The sequence below is a fragment of the Floridaenema fluviatile BLCC-F154 genome, assembly GCF_041929135.1.
GTDB classification, from domain to species: domain Bacteria; phylum Cyanobacteriota; class Cyanobacteriia; order Cyanobacteriales; family Aerosakkonemataceae; genus Floridanema; species Floridanema fluviatile.
In genome coordinates this window covers 164793-181378 of the sequence record NZ_JBHFNS010000092.1, presented here as the reverse complement: position 1 = coordinate 181378, position 16586 = coordinate 164793, and the positions used below count along the sequence as shown (strand labels likewise).

At 38.6% G+C, this 16586-nt stretch carries 15 protein-coding genes; 10 read left to right on the top strand and 5 right to left on the bottom strand.

Translation table 11 applies throughout. The features are described 5' to 3' along the window. Positions 1 to 123 precede the first annotated feature (123 nt). The 3 genes from ACE1B6_RS26460 to ACE1B6_RS26450 all read left to right on the top strand — a co-directional run bounded on the left by ACE1B6_RS26460 (position 124) and on the right by ACE1B6_RS26450 (position 1659). Positions 124 to 585 carry a peptidoglycan-binding domain-containing protein gene (locus tag ACE1B6_RS26460; protein ID WP_413260282.1) on the top strand — a complete coding sequence of 154 codons (462 nt, stop codon included), beginning with the start codon at positions 124 to 126 and terminating at the stop codon, positions 583 to 585. Between the two features lie 199 nt (positions 586 to 784). Further along, complete coding sequence (locus tag ACE1B6_RS26455; RefSeq protein ID WP_413260281.1) at positions 785 to 1246, top strand: peptidoglycan-binding domain-containing protein; 462 nt, start codon at positions 785 to 787, stop codon at positions 1244 to 1246. Between the two features lie 203 nt (positions 1247 to 1449). Then, positions 1450 to 1659: a peptidoglycan-binding domain-containing protein gene (locus ACE1B6_RS26450; protein WP_413260280.1), complete on the top strand. Its 210-nt coding sequence runs from the start codon at positions 1450 to 1452 to the stop codon at positions 1657 to 1659. A gap of 325 nt (positions 1660 to 1984) precedes the next feature. On the opposite strand, the gene ACE1B6_RS26445 is transcribed toward ACE1B6_RS26450, so the two are convergent. From ACE1B6_RS26445 to ACE1B6_RS26435, 3 genes are all read right to left on the bottom strand, one after another. Next, the gene (locus ACE1B6_RS26445) at positions 1985 to 4405 is read right to left on the bottom strand and encodes a sucrose synthase (protein ID WP_413260279.1); all 2421 of its coding nucleotides are present in this window, start codon (positions 4403 to 4405) and stop codon (positions 1985 to 1987) included. Positions 4406 to 4525: 120 nt separating this feature from the next. Next, positions 4526 to 6049 (bottom strand): carboxypeptidase M32, encoded by a 1524-nt coding sequence (locus tag ACE1B6_RS26440; RefSeq protein ID WP_413260278.1) that lies wholly within the window; start codon positions 6047 to 6049, stop codon positions 4526 to 4528. A gap of 65 nt (positions 6050 to 6114) precedes the next feature. Further along, entirely contained in the window at positions 6115 to 6399 is a 285-nt protein-coding gene (locus ACE1B6_RS26435; protein ID WP_413260277.1) for a hypothetical protein, read from the bottom strand. A 569-nt stretch (positions 6400 to 6968) separates the two neighbouring features. On the opposite strand from ACE1B6_RS26435, the gene ACE1B6_RS26430 reads away from it, so the two are divergent. Together ACE1B6_RS26430 and ACE1B6_RS26425 are read left to right on the top strand one after the other, a co-directional pair. Next, complete coding sequence (locus ACE1B6_RS26430) at positions 6969 to 8231, top strand: hypothetical protein (RefSeq protein WP_413260276.1); 1263 nt, start codon at positions 6969 to 6971, stop codon at positions 8229 to 8231. After that, complete coding sequence (locus ACE1B6_RS26425) at positions 8188 to 8424, top strand: hypothetical protein (RefSeq protein WP_413260275.1); 237 nt, start codon at positions 8188 to 8190, stop codon at positions 8422 to 8424. Before ACE1B6_RS26430 ends, ACE1B6_RS26425 begins: the two co-directional genes overlap by 44 nt. On the opposite strand, the gene ACE1B6_RS26420 is transcribed toward ACE1B6_RS26425, so the two are convergent. Continuing rightward, a complete protein-coding gene (locus ACE1B6_RS26420) occupies positions 8416 to 9093 on the bottom strand; it encodes a response regulator transcription factor (protein WP_413260274.1) in 678 nt (225 codons plus the stop codon). The genes ACE1B6_RS26425 and ACE1B6_RS26420 overlap by 9 nt on opposite strands. A 318-nt stretch (positions 9094 to 9411) precedes the next feature. Here ACE1B6_RS26420 and ACE1B6_RS26415 point away from each other — a divergent pair, with 318 nt between their 5' ends. The 5 genes from ACE1B6_RS26415 (at position 9412) to ACE1B6_RS26395 (ending at position 15939) form a co-directional block, all read left to right on the top strand. Then, complete coding sequence (locus tag ACE1B6_RS26415; protein ID WP_413260273.1) at positions 9412 to 9930, top strand: phycocyanin subunit beta; 519 nt, start codon at positions 9412 to 9414, stop codon at positions 9928 to 9930. A gap of 117 nt (positions 9931 to 10047) precedes the next feature. Then, on the top strand, positions 10048 to 10536 hold the full coding sequence (locus ACE1B6_RS26410) for a globin family protein (protein ID WP_413260272.1): 489 nt from the start codon (positions 10048 to 10050) through the stop codon (positions 10534 to 10536). A 135-nt stretch (positions 10537 to 10671) separates the two neighbouring features. Continuing rightward, entirely contained in the window at positions 10672 to 11508 is an 837-nt protein-coding gene (locus ACE1B6_RS26405; protein WP_459563108.1) for a phycobilisome rod-core linker polypeptide, read from the top strand. A gap of 187 nt (positions 11509 to 11695) precedes the next feature. Next, on the top strand, positions 11696 to 13030 hold the full coding sequence (locus tag ACE1B6_RS26400) for a HEAT repeat domain-containing protein (RefSeq protein ID WP_413260270.1): 1335 nt from the start codon (positions 11696 to 11698) through the stop codon (positions 13028 to 13030). Positions 13031 to 13398: 368 nt separating this feature from the next. Beyond that, positions 13399 to 15939, top strand: a complete 2541-nt coding sequence (locus tag ACE1B6_RS26395) for a PAS domain S-box protein (protein WP_413260269.1) — start codon at positions 13399 to 13401, stop codon at positions 15937 to 15939. A gap of 48 nt (positions 15940 to 15987) precedes the next feature. Here ACE1B6_RS26395 and ACE1B6_RS26390 read toward each other — a convergent pair whose 3' ends face one another. Continuing rightward, the gene (locus ACE1B6_RS26390) at positions 15988 to 16557 is read right to left on the bottom strand and encodes a Uma2 family endonuclease (RefSeq protein WP_413260268.1); all 570 of its coding nucleotides are present in this window, start codon (positions 16555 to 16557) and stop codon (positions 15988 to 15990) included. Between the last annotated feature and the right edge of the window lie 29 nt (positions 16558 to 16586).

Sequence of the window (16586 nt, the reverse complement as noted above, 5' to 3'; positions counted from 1 at the left end):
GAAATAATCTAGCTTTTTAATTAACTAAATAAATAAATACTACTGGTGGGTACTACATATTTCAGTTTAGAAGAATTACTTTAGAAATATAGAAATAAACATTTAATTTCTGGAGCAAATAAAATGCAAGCTCAATGTGAATGTTCCTTACCAACTCTGCGTAAAGGTAGCAAAGGCGACGACGTTAAACTCTTACAAGCAATCCTCAATTCCTACGGTTATTCTTTAAAAGTTGACGGCGTTTTTGGGCAACTTACTGAAGATGCAGTAAAGAGATTTCAAAAAAGCCGAGGCTTAAAAGTAGACGGAATTGTTGGGCCTAAAACTTGGAATGCTTTGCTTTCCGATCTTTATGGCGATCTAATAAGTTATTTCCCCATTTTACGCCGTGGTAGCAAAGGTTATTGTGTGACTGAGTTACAAAAATCTCTGAATCTATTTCTTACTGATGCTTTGGTGATCGATGGTATCTTTGGGTCAATAACTGAAGCTGCTGTTAGAGACTTACAAAGAACTTATGGTTTAGTAGTAGATGGTATTGTCGGCCCAGAAACTTGGAACGCAATCTTCAGTATGTCTAACTAATTTTCGATTAATTGATACCTTAACTAGATCGTAGTCAAAAATAGCGATCGCTTTTCAACTGTTAGCGATCGCTATTTTTTTATATGAAATAATCTAGATTTTCAATTAACAAATTACCCTCAAGGGTACTGCATATTTAAAATCAGAACAATTACCTTATAAATGTAGAAACAAACATTCAACTTCTGGAGAAAACGAAATGCAATCTATCGCTAATATTCAAGCACAACGTTCTTTAGCAATTCTCCGTTTAGGTAGCAAAGGTGAAGATGTTAAATTATTACAACAACTTCTCAATTCTTATGGTTATTCTTTAGTAGTTGATGGAGATTTTGGCTCCCGCACTGATGCTGCGGTCAAAGGATTTCAAAGAAGTCGGGGTTTAGTAGTAGACGGAATAGTTGGAATTAATACTTGGAATGCTTTGCTTCCTAACAACCCAAGTTCTTTCCCAACTTTACGTCGTGGTAGCAGAGGTTATTATGTTACTTTTTTACAAGAGCGTCTTAACATTTTTGGCTATCCTGTAGCAGTCGATGGGATTTTTGGGTCTATAACTGAAGCTACCGTGAAAAACTTCCAAAGAGATCAAGGTTTGTTAGTTGATGGAATTGTTGGGCCAATGACTTGGAGAGCACTGAATTCGATCGATTTTAACTAATTAACCCATTTCCTAACTAGATTATAGTCACCAATAGCGATCGCTTTTTAACTGTTAGCGATCGCTCTTTTTTTTATATGAAATAATCTAGCTTTTAAATTAACTAAATAGATAAATACTACTGGCGGGTACTGCATATTTCACTATAAAAGAATTACCTTAGAAATGTAGAAACAAACATTGAATTTTTGGAGGAAACGAAAATGCCAGCTAGAACAATTATCCGCCTTGGTAGTAAAGGTAGCGATGTTAAATACTTACAACAACTCCTCAATAAAAAAGGTTATTCTTTAAAAGTTGATGGAGATTTTGGGCCCCGTACTGAAGCGGCGGTTAAGCAATTTCAAAAGAGTCGCCGTTTAACAGTAGACGGAATTGTTGGGCCTGCAACTTGGAATGCTTTGCTTTCTTAATGAGCAAATTCTTTCCCAAGTTTAGGTTGTAGTAGCACAAGTTATTATGTTACTTTCTTGCAAGAACGTTTAAATATACTTGGTTATGCTTTGGTAAAGTTTAGGACTAAAGTCCCTACTACAAACCATAAATCCCCGACTTCTTCAAGAAGTCGGGGATTTAAACTTCGATCACCCTTTCGGGTAAGTTAACCGGAACAATCACAGGTTAACTTGAAATTAGGAAAAGACTGTTCATGCTTTATTTGGGAAGCATCTCTATATTTGTGAGACTTACTGTTTGCAAAAGCGATCGCTTCGCTGTCCTCTTAGCGATCGCTTTTTTTTATGAATGGAGATGTCGTTCTAACAAACGTTGTGCTCTTGGTTTATAAAGCAGATAGAACAATGATTCTAAGTAGCGTAACAAGTCTTCTCGGTTTTCCTTAGAAGTAAAGTTCCAAAAACCATAAATCCGACCCAAAGATAACAACTTGTTAGTGTGAATTTTCCAAGTGTAGGTGCTATAAACTCGTTCAATTCCCCGCTGAGAAACTTCCTGCCAATAGTTTGAGTTATGCTCACACTTAGAGACAAATTCCCAGATTTTTTCGGCAGTTTCTTCTAAGTTAGTTGGGTTAATATAAAACCCGTTCACTTTGTCTTGAATAATCTCCAATGGGCCACCAAATTGAGTGGCAAAAGTCGGTAATCCCGAAATCATTGATTCGAGAATAGTTAAACCGAATGCTTCAAACAATGCAGGTTGGACAAAAATCCCTTGGCGATCGGCAATTATCCGATAAATTTCTCCTGAATCATTCTTAGGTAAACGCACACCTAACCAGCGAATTTTGCCATACAAATTGTATTGATCGATAATTCGGTACAGCTTTTCAATTTCGTCTCTTTCTTCATTGTCGCCCGATTCTTCAACTCGCAATTTACCTGCAATTAAAATCAAGTTACAATGTTCCTGTAATCGCTCACTTTTACCAAAGCATTCTGCTAAACCAGTCATATTTTTAATCCGATCGAGACGCGCCATTGAAAACAACGGACGCTTGCTAGGATCGTCCAATTTACCAAAGATAAGTCCTGAGTCTTCTTGGGTAAACAACATTTGTTCTAGACGATCGCGATCGTTAGGAATTCTATCTTCCTGACGAGTATAAGGAAAATAAACATTTTCATTCACCCCAGGCGGAACAACATTAAATTTCGGACTGAATAATTCAATGCCATTCACTACATGATAAAGTTCCGGCATTGTGAAACATTTGTAAGACTCATACTGTCCCACACTATCCGGCGTTCCGACTATTTCTTGATAAGTACTACTAATCAAAAAGTTTGCCGCATTCATCGCAATTAAATCGGCTGTAAATTGCAAAGAAAAATGATATTTATCGTCTGATTCTTGCCAATACAAATTACTGAACAAATACTTAGATTTTTCTAAGGCATGGGCAACATTACATTGAGTTATTTTCAATCTTCGCGCCAGCAAGAAAGCTACCAAATTACCATCAGAATAGTTACCCACAATAAAATCTGGTCTTCCTTGAAACTCTGCCAAAAGTTCTCTTTCGGCATCTATGGCGTAGGTTTCTAAATAAGGCCAAATTTCAAACCGAGAAATCCAATTGTGAGTAATATTAGGATTATATTCCCGGAAAGGAACGCGCAAAATCCAAGCATTTTCTGTACCGTGAACTTTCTCCAAACGTTGATTAGAACGAGTGCCATCATTGTTAGGAATTAAGCGGGTGAGAATAATTACTTTTGATTCCACACCCAACACTTCTAACCCAGTTAGACAGATATGTTCTTGGAGTTCTTGTTCTAAACTTTTTGCTTGATCGAGGACATAAACTACCTGTCCGCCTGTGTCTGGACGACCTAAAACTCCCTCTTGTCCAAACCATCCGTGAATTGAAACTAAAACCACCCGAAAAATCATCGGAATGCGAGAAATAAATGCTTCCAAAGTTTGGGGATCGGGAGAATCAATTAATTCATCAAGTAAGGAAAGAGTGTCTCGCACTCGACTAGCTGTGTTTCCCCAACCTGGTTCAAATCCCATTGTTTGTAATTCATAGCGGAAGTTTTGGTAGGGTTCATCAGCTGGAAGATCGCTAACCAATTTTAATCCTTGCTTGACACGATCGGAAAGTTCTTGCTGGGATTTGATGCGATCGTTAATTAACAACTGCAAATTATTGTAGGAATGCAAGCTGAGGAATTTGTATAATGCCTCTAACCATTTTTGCGGATCTTGCAATAATTTACTCGAAAGAAAACGGTTCAGGAATTGCACTCCCTTGCCAATATTTTTCGGATCGCGAATTGTGGGCGAATAGTCGTAAAAAGGCCCAAAATCAATTTCAAAGATATCCCCTTCATTGGGATGGAAACGGTTAACAAGTAAGTCCCGCACATCTAGCAATTCCTGTACAGTCATCGGCTCAATTTTCAGGTCTTCCGTGACTCGATAAACTTCTTGAGAGGCAATTTTTGGGCGAATAATTAAGCACAAGCTACCGTCTTCAAGGATAATTTCTTGAGTATAATATATCAATTTACTCAAATTTGATTTTTTCGGAAATTCTGAAGATTTTTGGTGATTAATACAATAATTAGTAAAAGCACTGAGAATGTCATTGCGGAGTAAATATCGTTTTTCTTGTTGCCGGATATCGCTGACAAAATGCCGCCAATCAATTTTCTCTTCACTGTTAATTAGAGCATTAAGCAAATCAGACATAGAACCTTCCTTTTAATTCCTTCTTTTATTAACCTACATATTTTTACGGTAGATGCCTGTATCGTAAGTATGATTAATGCCGAGAGAAAGGATAAATTTTTACCCTTTCTCTAACTGGGTTTATAATTGATAAATTTCGCCGTATTTTTGACGAATGTAACTAATAAACGGTTTAATGCTCAAGCTGCTACCAGTTACTCGTTGAATTAAGTCGGCAGTTGTGTATTTGGAACCATGATAATAAATGTTTTCCTGCAACCAATTGAGGAGAGTGCTAAAATTCCCTTGCTGAAGTTGAGTGGGAATTTCTGGGATAGCTTTGAGTGCGGCAGCAAATATTTGGGCGCTCATAATGTTACCTAAAGTGTAACATTGGAACATTCCACCAATTCTGCCTGTGTACCAATGTACATCTTGCATCACGCCTTGGCTATGATTAGGAGGCACTATTCCTAAGTCAGTTTTGAAGCGATCGTTCCAAGCTTCCGGCAAATCTTTAACTGCTAGTTTTCCTTCTAACATGGCTAATTCTAAATCAAATCGAATCATCACATGAAGGTTATAGGTAACTTCGTCGGAGTCGGTGCGAATTAGCGATCGCTCAACTTTATTAATCGATCGATAAAATGTTTCTAGAGAAACATTACCCAATTGAGTCGGGAAAAACTCTTGTAATTGCGGATAGAAATATTGCCAAAATCCCCGACTTCTCCCCACTAAATTTTCCCACAATCGCGATTGACTTTCATGCACTCCCGAAGAAGTTCCATCCGCTAAAGGTGAACCTTCAAATTTTCGATTAATCCCCTGTTCGTACATCGCATGACCACTTTCATGAATCGCACTAAATAATGCTTGACCCAGGTGATTTTCATAAACGCGAGTGGTAATTCTCACATCACTAATGGAAAAACTAGTCATGAAAGGATGTAAGGTTTTATCTTGTCTGCCTCGTTGCAGATCGTAACCGATTTTTTCAATTACTTTGTGACTAAAAGCAATTTGTTCTAATTCAGGGAAATGTTGATGCAAGCAAGCATCATCAGCGGGAGTTTGGCAAGTAATCGCTTCGACAATGGGAACTAGTTCTTGGCGGAGTTCGGCAAAAAGCGATCGCAAACTAGCCGCTTTCATTCCATAATCAACTTCATCAATTAACGGATCGGCAATATGTTCGTAACCTGGAAAAAAGTTAGCATATTCCTGACAAAATTCCAGGGTTTTTTCTAAATATGGTTGTACCGCTGAAAAGTTATTTTCCGGTTTAGCTTTCGCCCATACACCATAAGATTCTGTACGATGTAAAGAAAATTGTGCCATGAATTTGGCGGGCACTTGTACGGCGCGATCGTACAAACGCCGAGTCACCCGAATCAAACTCGCTTCATCCGAGTCGTCAGGAAGACTTTCTTCATAAGCACGTAAATTTTCTAACAGTTCCCCGATCGCCGGATCGATAAACTTTTCATGGGCGATTTGTCTGAGAGTCGCCATCTGCCGACCTCTGGCAGCTGCACCACCTGGGGGCATATAAGTTGCCTGATCCCAGTACAGCACAGCAGCAGCTGATTCAATATCTTTAATTTCAATCAGGCGAGTTTTCAGTTCTTGGAGTTTAGGTTCTGTTTTTTCCAGAGTTTGCATGGTTGGATTTTCTATCACTATTTATATAGTTTGACGCAACTTAGCAAAACATACTTCAACTACAATTACCTATTTCCTCTAAGCAATTTATTAATTAGCGCCAGCACAGCTGCAAAAATTGCTGAACCGATAATTGACCAAATAATCGGAAAAGGTTTGCCCCCAATATTTAAAGTATAGAGTACAGGTAAACTAAATTCATTTGCTACCCATATTCCAATGTAAGCACCGATAATCCCCACAATTATGGAAATTAAGCAACCACCTGCCGAGTAACCAACTAAGGTTTGTCCCACGCTACCGCAAATCGCCGCAATTACCAACAAAAGAATTAGTTCTAACAGTGACATATCTACTCCTAATTCACTTTGTCAAAAACAATTATCTTCATTATTCAGGGCATCTGATAAAGTTTACAACTTTTTTAATTTAAAATTACAGATTCTTCATAATTAAGGATAAGGGTTTTTTACGTAAAAATTACACCATCTATTTTTTTATACTTACGTACTTTCTGCCTAACTTAGATGCAGTATTATTGGTAGACAATGAGCGCAAAACCTTGTGGCTCTAAGACAGAACTGATATTGTCGCCATGATTAAATTATTTATTTGCTAACCAATCCAATAGATGTTATGGTTATTTTATGGGTGCAATAACTACATAATTCTGCTTAAGCAAATCAAGCAAAACTATTCAAATTCTTCGCAAAAGTTGTATAATTAGTACCTAAGAAGCATGGGACAAACTAAAGCATTGTCCAGAAATTTGTCATGATTCTTAGATAATTGTCCAACCTTTACTTAATCTTAGAATCACATCAGTAAAATCTGCTGAATTAGGAAGTTTTATCTCAGGGCAAGCACCAAAAAATTAAGTCAAAATCTAGAATTAACAGAAAACCAGAATAATCAACAGATGAAAAACCTCAATGAAGAAGTAATATACGATCACTTAATTAACTGCGTTCAGCATGAATCACCAGCACAAATTATCGAACGCTTTCACCAGCTATTTATTGATGGTATTGGTTATCCTGAAATGGATATCGAAGCTGCTTTATATAAAATAATTGCTAACTTAGAGAATCAGCAAGAGTTTAATTACATTATTAGTCGTTGCTGCTACATTTTAATTAACCGTTGGCAAATACAGCCGAGAAATAGAAATGCGATCGCCGAATTAATCGAACTATTTGAAAACTCATCCACTAGATTTACCGGAATAGCAACCCGTTCTCTCGTAGTCCAAAGGTTGCAAGAATTAACCAATAATTTTACTCAAAGCGAAGAGTATAAAGTCTTGCGGCGTTTAGTTCCCGCGTTCGCACCCAAAATTACCACAGTTAACCAAGAAGCCAAATATCCATTAGGACAATTAATTTGTCGCTATCCCTTTTTATACGATCATTGTTTGCTTGAAGGTGAAAACTCTTCTCTACAAAAAGAAACCGTTCGCGAAATTCAGGAACAGAGACGAAAACAATTCGAGGTGGGGTTATCTCAATATACACTTTATCTTTTAAGGCATCTTAAAACTGCCAAAAGAATTGATTCAGAAATCGGGGATAAAGTGATTAAACCAGTTAAAAATCCTACCTTATTAACTGATGAAAAACTTTACCTTGCCTTACAAGAATTCGTCGGTAATGTCAAAGACTCCTATACTTATCGAGACTTGGCCCAAGATTTTCTCTCACAAAATAGCAAAAATCAAAACTACCGAGGATTTAAATCTTACCTGTACGAATACCTAATTGATTCAGTCGATCCGAAGTATGGCAAACATCAATTTAATAATCGACTTTATCAACACTTAAAAAACTTATTCCCGGAAAAAGACTCGCAGAAATTAAATGAAGTTTTAATTATGGAGACTTGTGGGGAACTATTCAACTTTTTGGTAGAAAGTCCCGAACATCCGAACTATTATCTATTTCTCGATTTGGTTGCTAACCTTGGTCCCCGGAGAACCATTGGACTATTATTAAAAATAGCTTTGCTTAACAACAAAGTAAAGCCTCTTTTAGAAAGAAGATTTTCGATTCTATTTAGTTACTATGAATCGCAAACTGTAGAAGATTTGCGTTGGTTAGTGCAGTCTTTAGAAAACTTAAATGTGGCTTTGGTGACAAATTTTGGCGGAGTCGATCTATCTTTTATTAAGCACAGTATTAATTAGATACATAGATGAATTAACAAAAAATGAGCAAGAAGCAATTGAGCAATTAAAAGTTATGCGGGTGTTTGATCTGGGGGCGATCGCTAACTTCTACTTAACAACAAACGCAGAATATAAGAAGACAAAAACTTATATTCGGATGTTAGATTATTTGCGGTTGCTAATTTTGGAATATCTGATTAATTTAGGTTAATTGGCGCAAACGATAACCCATGCCGTGAACTGTTTCGATTAAATTTTCTGGCGCACCCGCAGCTTTTAACTTTTGTCGTAAACTCCGAAGATGCACTTTTACTGTATCTTCTTCTGGGGGTGCTTCCAAAGACCAAATGTTTTCAATAATCACGCTGCGACTGAGGACACGGCGACCGCTTCTGAGCAATAATTCTAATAAACTGTATTCTTTGGGGGTTAAATGTAGAGGTTTATCTGCATAATTCACTTCGTAAGTGCTGGGATCTAAACGGAGGTTTTCCCATTCTAAAATTGGCGGAGAACAGGAATTTCCGCGACGCAATAAAGCGCGAACTCTAGCAAATAATTCGCCTAAATCTACGGGTTTCACAACGTAATCATCGGCACCCGCATCTAAACCATTAATTTTGTCGGTGACGGTATCGCAAGCGGTGAGCATGAGTACTGGCATATTGTAACCGTGCGATCGCAAACGATGACAAAGACTCACCCCATCCAACTCTGGCAACATCAAATCTAAAAGCATCAAGTCATAGTTCAGCACCTTGACTTGTTCCCATCCTGATTCCCCATCACTCACCACATCAACCACATAGCGTTGATCTGTCAGTGCTTCCGCTAATGTTTCTGCAAGGCGGAAATCATCTTCAACCAGAAGAATCCTCATAAGCACAAAATTTTTTCATCAAAATGAATAAGCTTCTGGGAGCAAGAGTTCGACTGTTGAGAAAATCTTACCCTTTTTAGCAGACATTATTTTAGCTAAACATTCGCAACAAAAGTTAAGATTTTTTACAAAAGGCTGTCATAATAACTGAAGTTATTGTTTCAGTTTGTAACAAATTACTCAATTCGTTACAATCTTTCCGATTTCTTTACCATTTCTTCACCAATTTTTTTACTTTTGAACTGTAACGTTCAATGCAAGCTGAACTTTTGACAGCCGCAATTTATAAAACCTAAGCAACTTAGGAGATTTAAGAAAATGCTCGACGCTTTCTCCAGAGTAGTTGATCAAGCTGATAAGAAAGGCGCTTACCTAAGCGACGATCAAGTAAATGCTTTGTCCAACATGGTTGCCGAAAGCAACAAACGTTTGGACGTAGTTAACCGCCTCACCAGCAACGCTTCCACCATTACTGCTAATGCTTATCGTGCATTAGTTGCAGAAGAACCCCAAGTATTTGGTCCTGGTGGTGCTTGCTTCCATCACCGCAATCAAGCTGCTTGCATTCGTGACTTAGGATTTATTTTACGCTATGTCACCTACTCCGTACTAGCGGGCGATGCCAGTGCAATGGATGACCGTTGCTTAAATGGTTTACGCGAAACCTATCAAGCGTTGGGAACTCCCGGCAATACAGTTGCTAAAGGCATCCAAAAAATGAAAGATGCGGCAATTCAAATTGCTAACGATTCCAATGGCATTACCAGAGGAGATTGCAGCGCATTAATGTCCGAATTGGCTGGTTATTTCGATCGAGCCGCTGGCGCAGTTGCCTAGTAAAAAGGCAGAAGGCAGAAGCTAAGCAAATCTGCCATCTTGCACAATGTCGAATTTAAGTTACAACCTCAGATTACACCACAGCTTAATCAAAGCATTGAGGAGAAAAAAGATATCATGAAGACCCCGATCACAGAAGCAATTGCAGCAGCAGATTCTCGCGGCGCTTACCTCAGCAACACCGAAATGCAAGCGATTTTCGGTCGCTTTAACCGTGCTCGTGCTGGACTAGAAGCCGCCAAAGCATTTAATAATAATGGCAAAAAGTGGGCAGAAGCAGCTGCTAACCATGTGTATCAGAAGTTCCCTTACACAACTCAAATGCAAGGGCCACAATACGCTTCTACCCAAGAAGGCAAAAACAAGTGTGTACGTGATATTGACCATTACTTACGTACTATTAGCTACTGCTGTGTTGTCGGTGGTACTGGGCCGATCGATGAATATGTATTAGCTGGCGTGAAAGAATTCAACGCTGCTTTGGGATTGTCTCCCAGCTGGTACGTTGCCGCATTAGAATTCGTTCGCGATAATCATGGTTTGTCTGGCGATACCGCAGGTGAAGCCAACATTTATCTCAACTACGCAATCAACGCACTAAGCTAACTCGTTCTTAGTCATTGGTCATTAGTTGTTTGTCATTAGTTATTTGTTATTAGTGATTAATTCAGGAATGACAAATAACAAAGGACAAATGACAATTGACCAATGACAAAAACGTTTTTTAATGGAGCAGAAAACATGAGTCTTTTAACGGAAGATCGCTTAGGCATTAGCGGCGCAGTTGGGAAGAAATTTGAACTGCGCCGCAATTGGACAGAAGACGATTTACAACAAGTTTTTCGCGCCGCTTACGAGCACGTTTTTGGGCGGGAAAGAGTTTACACCAGCGGGATATTTTCCAGCGCCGAAGCTTTGTTAAGAAATGGCAGCATTAACGTGCGGCAATTTATTACGATTTTAGCCAAATCGGAATTTTACAAAGAGCGTTTTTTCTACAACAAATCCCAAGTGCGGTTCATTGAATTGAATTATAAGCACTTATTGGGACGTGCGCCTTACGACCAATCAGAGATTGCTTATCACGTTGATATTTACGCTTCTCAGGGCTATGAAGCAGAGATTGATTCTTACATTTATAGCCCGGAATATGATGCCGCTTTTGGTGATTATACCGTTCCTTTCTATCGGGGATTCCAATCAATTGCAGGGCAGAAAACTGTAGGTTTTAACCGTTTGTTTAACCTATATCGGGGAAATGGAAATAGCGATAATGCTCAGTATGGAGCCAAGGATTCCAAACTGCGGCTGCGAATTTCTATGAATTTGCCAAATGCGATTACTCTACCGTCAGTTACTACTAAAAGTGCTATTAGCGGTGGGGGAACTTTACGCAGTGCTCCTAACAGAGGAGATGCTCGCGTATATTTGATCGAGGCAATTGTGGGCGGAGTTGGTACAAAAGTTGCGGTGCGTCGCAGTCGCCAAGTTTATACTGTACCTTTCGATCAATTGTCAGAAAAATATCAAGAAATCCATAAGCGGGGCGGGAAAATCGTTAGTATTTCACCTGCTTAGTAATTGGTGATTGGGGATTGGGGACTGGGTACTGGGAAGAAAGTTTTGAATTGCAGGGGCAGGTTTAGCAGATAATTTTGCGCTTAAAGCAACAGAATTAACAACGAAACCTGCTCTTATTTCCCCTTCCTTTTCCCCCAGTTCCCAGTACCCAATCCCTAGTTCCTAATAATAAAAAACGATTTTTATGACTACTACTTACGCGACTGAACCAATTAATTCGGCGGAAAGTGCGATCGCAGCTTTAACCGGAGATGATAATCAAACTCGTTATTATGCTGCTTGGTGGTTAGGTAAACATAAAGTGCAGTCAGCTTGTCCTTTTTTATGTGCAGCTTTGCGGGATGAAAGGTATCGTACTGAACAGGGTGGATATCCTTTAAGAAGACAAGCGGCGAGGGCATTAGGACAGTTAAAAAATCCTGAAGTTTTGCCTGATTTAGTAATAGCTTTAGATTGTGAAGATTTGAATTTAAGGGAAGCGGTGGTACAGGCGATCGCAGCGATCGGAGATAAACAAGCAATTCCCGCTTTAATTAATCTTTTGAGATCTAATTCTGAGCAACCTTTTGAGGCAATAATTGAAGCTTTAGGAACATTAGAAGCTTGGTCAGTTCGGGATTTAGTTGAACCTTTTTTACAGGATAAATCGGAACGGGTACAATGTGCCGCAGCGAGATATCTTTATTTATTAACTCAGGAGCCCCAATATTTAGAAAAGTTAATCCACAATCTGAATCATGATAATATGTATTTGCGGTGGGCAGCGGCTTTTGATTTGGGTGCGATCGGACATTTAACCGCAGCAGAAGCGATAATTTCTGCGAAGGTTGCTGATAGTTTAAAGTTGTTGAATTTGCGGCGAATTTTAGAAGCTTTGCTGGCAGATGAAGCAGAGAATGGGACATCTGGTGAAGGAAAAAGCTTTTTGTTGGGTGCGATCGATCGATTGCTACTACCAGAAAATCGGGAAGTTAGTGTAGTTCGTGGGGAAGCGATCGCCTCTTTAATTGACAAACTATACTATAACCACCCAGCCATTTCAGCAATAGCGGTAGAATCATTAGTACAAATTGGAAATGAAACAGTAGAACCTTTAATCAAGGCATTTTTAAAATGTAAAGATCACGGAATTCAAGGTTTTATCATCCAAGTATTAGCAAGAATTGGTGATATTCGTGCCCTGGATTTATTAATTGAAGTTGTGGGGATAGAAGTTGCCAATCACTGTCAAGGAAACGTGAGAAGAATGGCGGCGAGAGGATTAGGAAAAATTGGTAGGACAACAAATGATATTTCCGCGATCGATCGTTGCATCGAAAAACTAAATTGGGCATTATCTAACGTTGAAGATTGGGCATTGCGTTATGCTGCGATCGTCTCGTTAGAAGAAATTGCTACTCCAGAAACTCAGGCAATTTTAACAGAAGCATTAGCCCAACAAGGCGATCGAATTGTCAAATTACGTTGTCAAACTGCCTTAGAAAATTGGCAATCTGCTAAAATCAAAATCAAAATCTAAAATTCATCTGTATATCTGCGTACCCTACGGGAAGGCTTCGCCAACATCTGCGTTCATCTGCGGTTAAAAACATCTTTTCCGATAGCTTCCATCGACTACGTTAAACTCCTACACTCATGGAACTGATGAAGTGAAAATTAACTATCCCACTCCTTTTTGGGGTGGGAATTTCGTATTATAGAATAAAGTATTGATACAAAAAGTCTAGGAATTTTTGCCAGAGATAGTATATAAATGTTATCTGTTTTTGCCGGAGTTCTCTTTTAGTACGCAGACGAACACAGATAATTGTTGATCGCTCTTTCTTCCCTCTGCGTCCTCTGCGTCTCTGCGGTTTTTAAAATTTAAAACTCTCGAAATCAACCAAAATGCTTTTAATCATCCTCTTAATCAACATCTTAATTTTACTAGCAGCATACTACTTATTAAACCGAGAAATTAGCAAGCGGCGACAAACAGAAATAGTGCTGCGCCAACAGACAGAGAGAGAAAGATTAGTCACCCAAATTGCTCACCATATTCGGGAATCGTTAAACTTAGAAGAAGTATTAGTCACAACTGTAGCGGAAGTTAGGCAATTTTTGGGATGCGATCGCGTTCTAATTTACCGCCTCTGGTTTGATGGAACAGGTACAGCAATTACCGAGACAGTATTACCAGAATGGCCTTTAATTTTAGGACAATCTTTTCCCGAAGAAGTATTTCCGAAAGAGTATCATCAAGCTTACTCAAAAGGTAAAACTCGCGCCATTACTGATATTGAAAAATCGGACATTGAACCTTGTTTAGTAGAATTTGTCAAACAATTTGGCGTGAAAGCAAAGTTAGTTGTTCCGATTTTACAAGGGGAAAACCTTTGGGGATTACTGATTGCACATCATTGTAGTGGCCCTCGACAATGGGAGGCATCAGAAGTAGAGTTAATGAAACAATTGGCGACACAGGTAGCGATCGCAATTCAACAATCAGAACTTTACGAACAACTGCAAGAACTCAACGCCGACTTAGAACTTCGCGTCCAACAACGCACAGAAGAATTAGCATTAGCGAACGAAGCATTGCGCCATACAAATTATACCTTACGGGCATTAATTTTTGCATCTCCTCGCGCCATTTTTACCTTAGATTTAGATGGTAACGTGAAAATTTGGAATCCAGCTGCGGAAAGAATTTTTGGGTGGACAGAGGCGGAAGTTTGCGATCGACCAAATCCCATTGTTCCCGAAGATAAAATCGAAGAATTCCAGTCATTAAAAGAAAGCGTATTACAAGGAACAATTCATTATACAGGCGAATTACGCCGCCAGAAAAAAGACGGAACACCAATAGATATTAGCTTTTCTGCTGCACCTTTAAAAGACAGCGAAGGTAACGTTAGCGGTTTAGTTGCGGTAGTTGCAGACATCACTGAACAAAAGCGCCAAGAAGAAGAATTACGCTTACTTCAGTCAGTAGTTGTTAACACCAATGACGCAGTTTTAATCACCGAAGCAGCACCAATTGATGAACCTGGACCCCGGATCATTTATGCGAACAAAGCATTTACTAATATGACTGGATATACATCAGAAGAAGTGTTAGGAAAAAACCCGCGAATTCTTCACGGTGCAAAAACCGATCGCACAGAATTAAACAAAGTTAGAGAGGCGCTTTCTCGCTGGGATTCAGTAACAGTTGAAGTTATTAATTATCGCAAAGATGGTTCAGAATTTTGGGTAGAATTTAGCGTTGTTCCGATTGCAGATAAAACAGGTTGGTACACGCATTGGATTTCTGTACAGCGAGATATTACGGAAAGAAAAGAAGCAGAAGAAGCATTACGGAGAAGTGAAGAAAGATTCCGATCTTTGATTGAGAATGCTTTAGATATTATCACTATTATTGATGCTGATGGTACTATCAGTTACGAAAGTCCATCAGTGGAAAAAGTGTTAGGTTACGCTTCTGTGGATTTAGTAGGAAAGAAGATTTTTGAATACATTCATCCAGATGATGTTACTAATACTTTAAGAACTTTTACTAATACAATTCAAAATCCGGGAACTGGGTTATCTATAGAATTTCGTCGTCGTCACAAAGACGGAACTTGGCGAATTTTTGAAGCAATTAGTCAGAATTTTGTAGACTATGCAGAAACAACCAGAATCTTTGTCAATTCTCGCGATATTACCGAACGCAAACGTTTAGATGAAATTCGCCTCGCCTTGGAAAGAGAGAAAGAACTTAGTGCTTTAAAAGTGCGCTTTTTCTCAATGGCATCCCATGAATTTCGCACACCTTTAAGTACAATTTTAGCAGCAGCGCAACTATTAGAAAATAGCAGTAATCAATCAGATCAAAATGAGAAAATTACGAGGAATTTAAACAGAATTCAATCCTCTGTAAAAACCATGATTCAATTATTGGATGATATTTTAACTATTAATCGTGCTGAAACTGGGAAGTTAGAATTTAAACCACAGTTTTTAAATTTAGAGAATTTGTGTTTGAATCTTCTTGAAGAAATCCGTTTAAGTCAAGGTGCAAATCATCAAATTAAATTTACAAGTGTGGGGGAATGTAGTCGTGCTTATTTAGATGAAAAATTGCTCAAATCAATTTTATCAAATCTGCTTTCTAATGCAATTAAGTATTCTCCCCAAGGTGGTAATATTTATTTTAGTTTAGAGTGCGACGGAAATAATACTATTTTGCGAATTCGCGATCGAGGAATTGGCATTTCCGAAGCAGATCAAAAACAATTATTTGAACCATTTCACAGGGGAAAAAATGTGCGGAATATCCCAGGAACGGGGTTAGGACTTGTAGTGGTGAAAAAGTGTGTCGAGTTGCATGGTGGAAGTATTAATTTGAAGAGTGAAGTAGGGGTGGGGACGACTTTTACTGTTAGTTTGCCTTTGAGGAAATAAGAGTAAATAAGATTTTTACATTTGTAGCAAACATTTAGGTAATCTCTATCATTCAAAAGTTACGTCTTCGTATAGTGCGGCTAAAGTTCCTTCAAAGTTAACACTTTTCAGTTGAAATATTTGTTGTTCAGGTGTATAAAACTGTAACACCCAAAGTCCTTCGTTGTTGCGACGAAAGCATTCAACTCGCTGGCGCTTGGTGTTAATTAAAACGTATTCTTGCAGACTTTCTAACTGTTGGTAATCTACAAATTTATCGCCTCTATCAAAAGCTTCTGTAGAGTCAGATAAAACTTCGACAATTAAGCAGGGAAATCGTTTATGATTTGGTGTTTGCTTGTCTCGTTCATCGCAAGTCACCATAACATCAGGATAATAGAAGCGATTTAAAGATTCAATTCGCGCTTTCATATCAGCAATATAAACGCGACAACCTGAACCTCGGACATGGGTGCGGAGAATTGCAGCAAGGTTAAGGGCAATAGTAACATGAGAATCGCTTGCACCTGCCATTGCATAAATTTGCCCATCAATATATTCATGTTTGATCGGGCTTTTTTCCTCCATTTCGAGGTATTCTTCAGGGGTGAAGTAAGAGGGTTGTGGTGAAGCAATCATGGTGACACCTTTTAGTTGTATTTATCTGC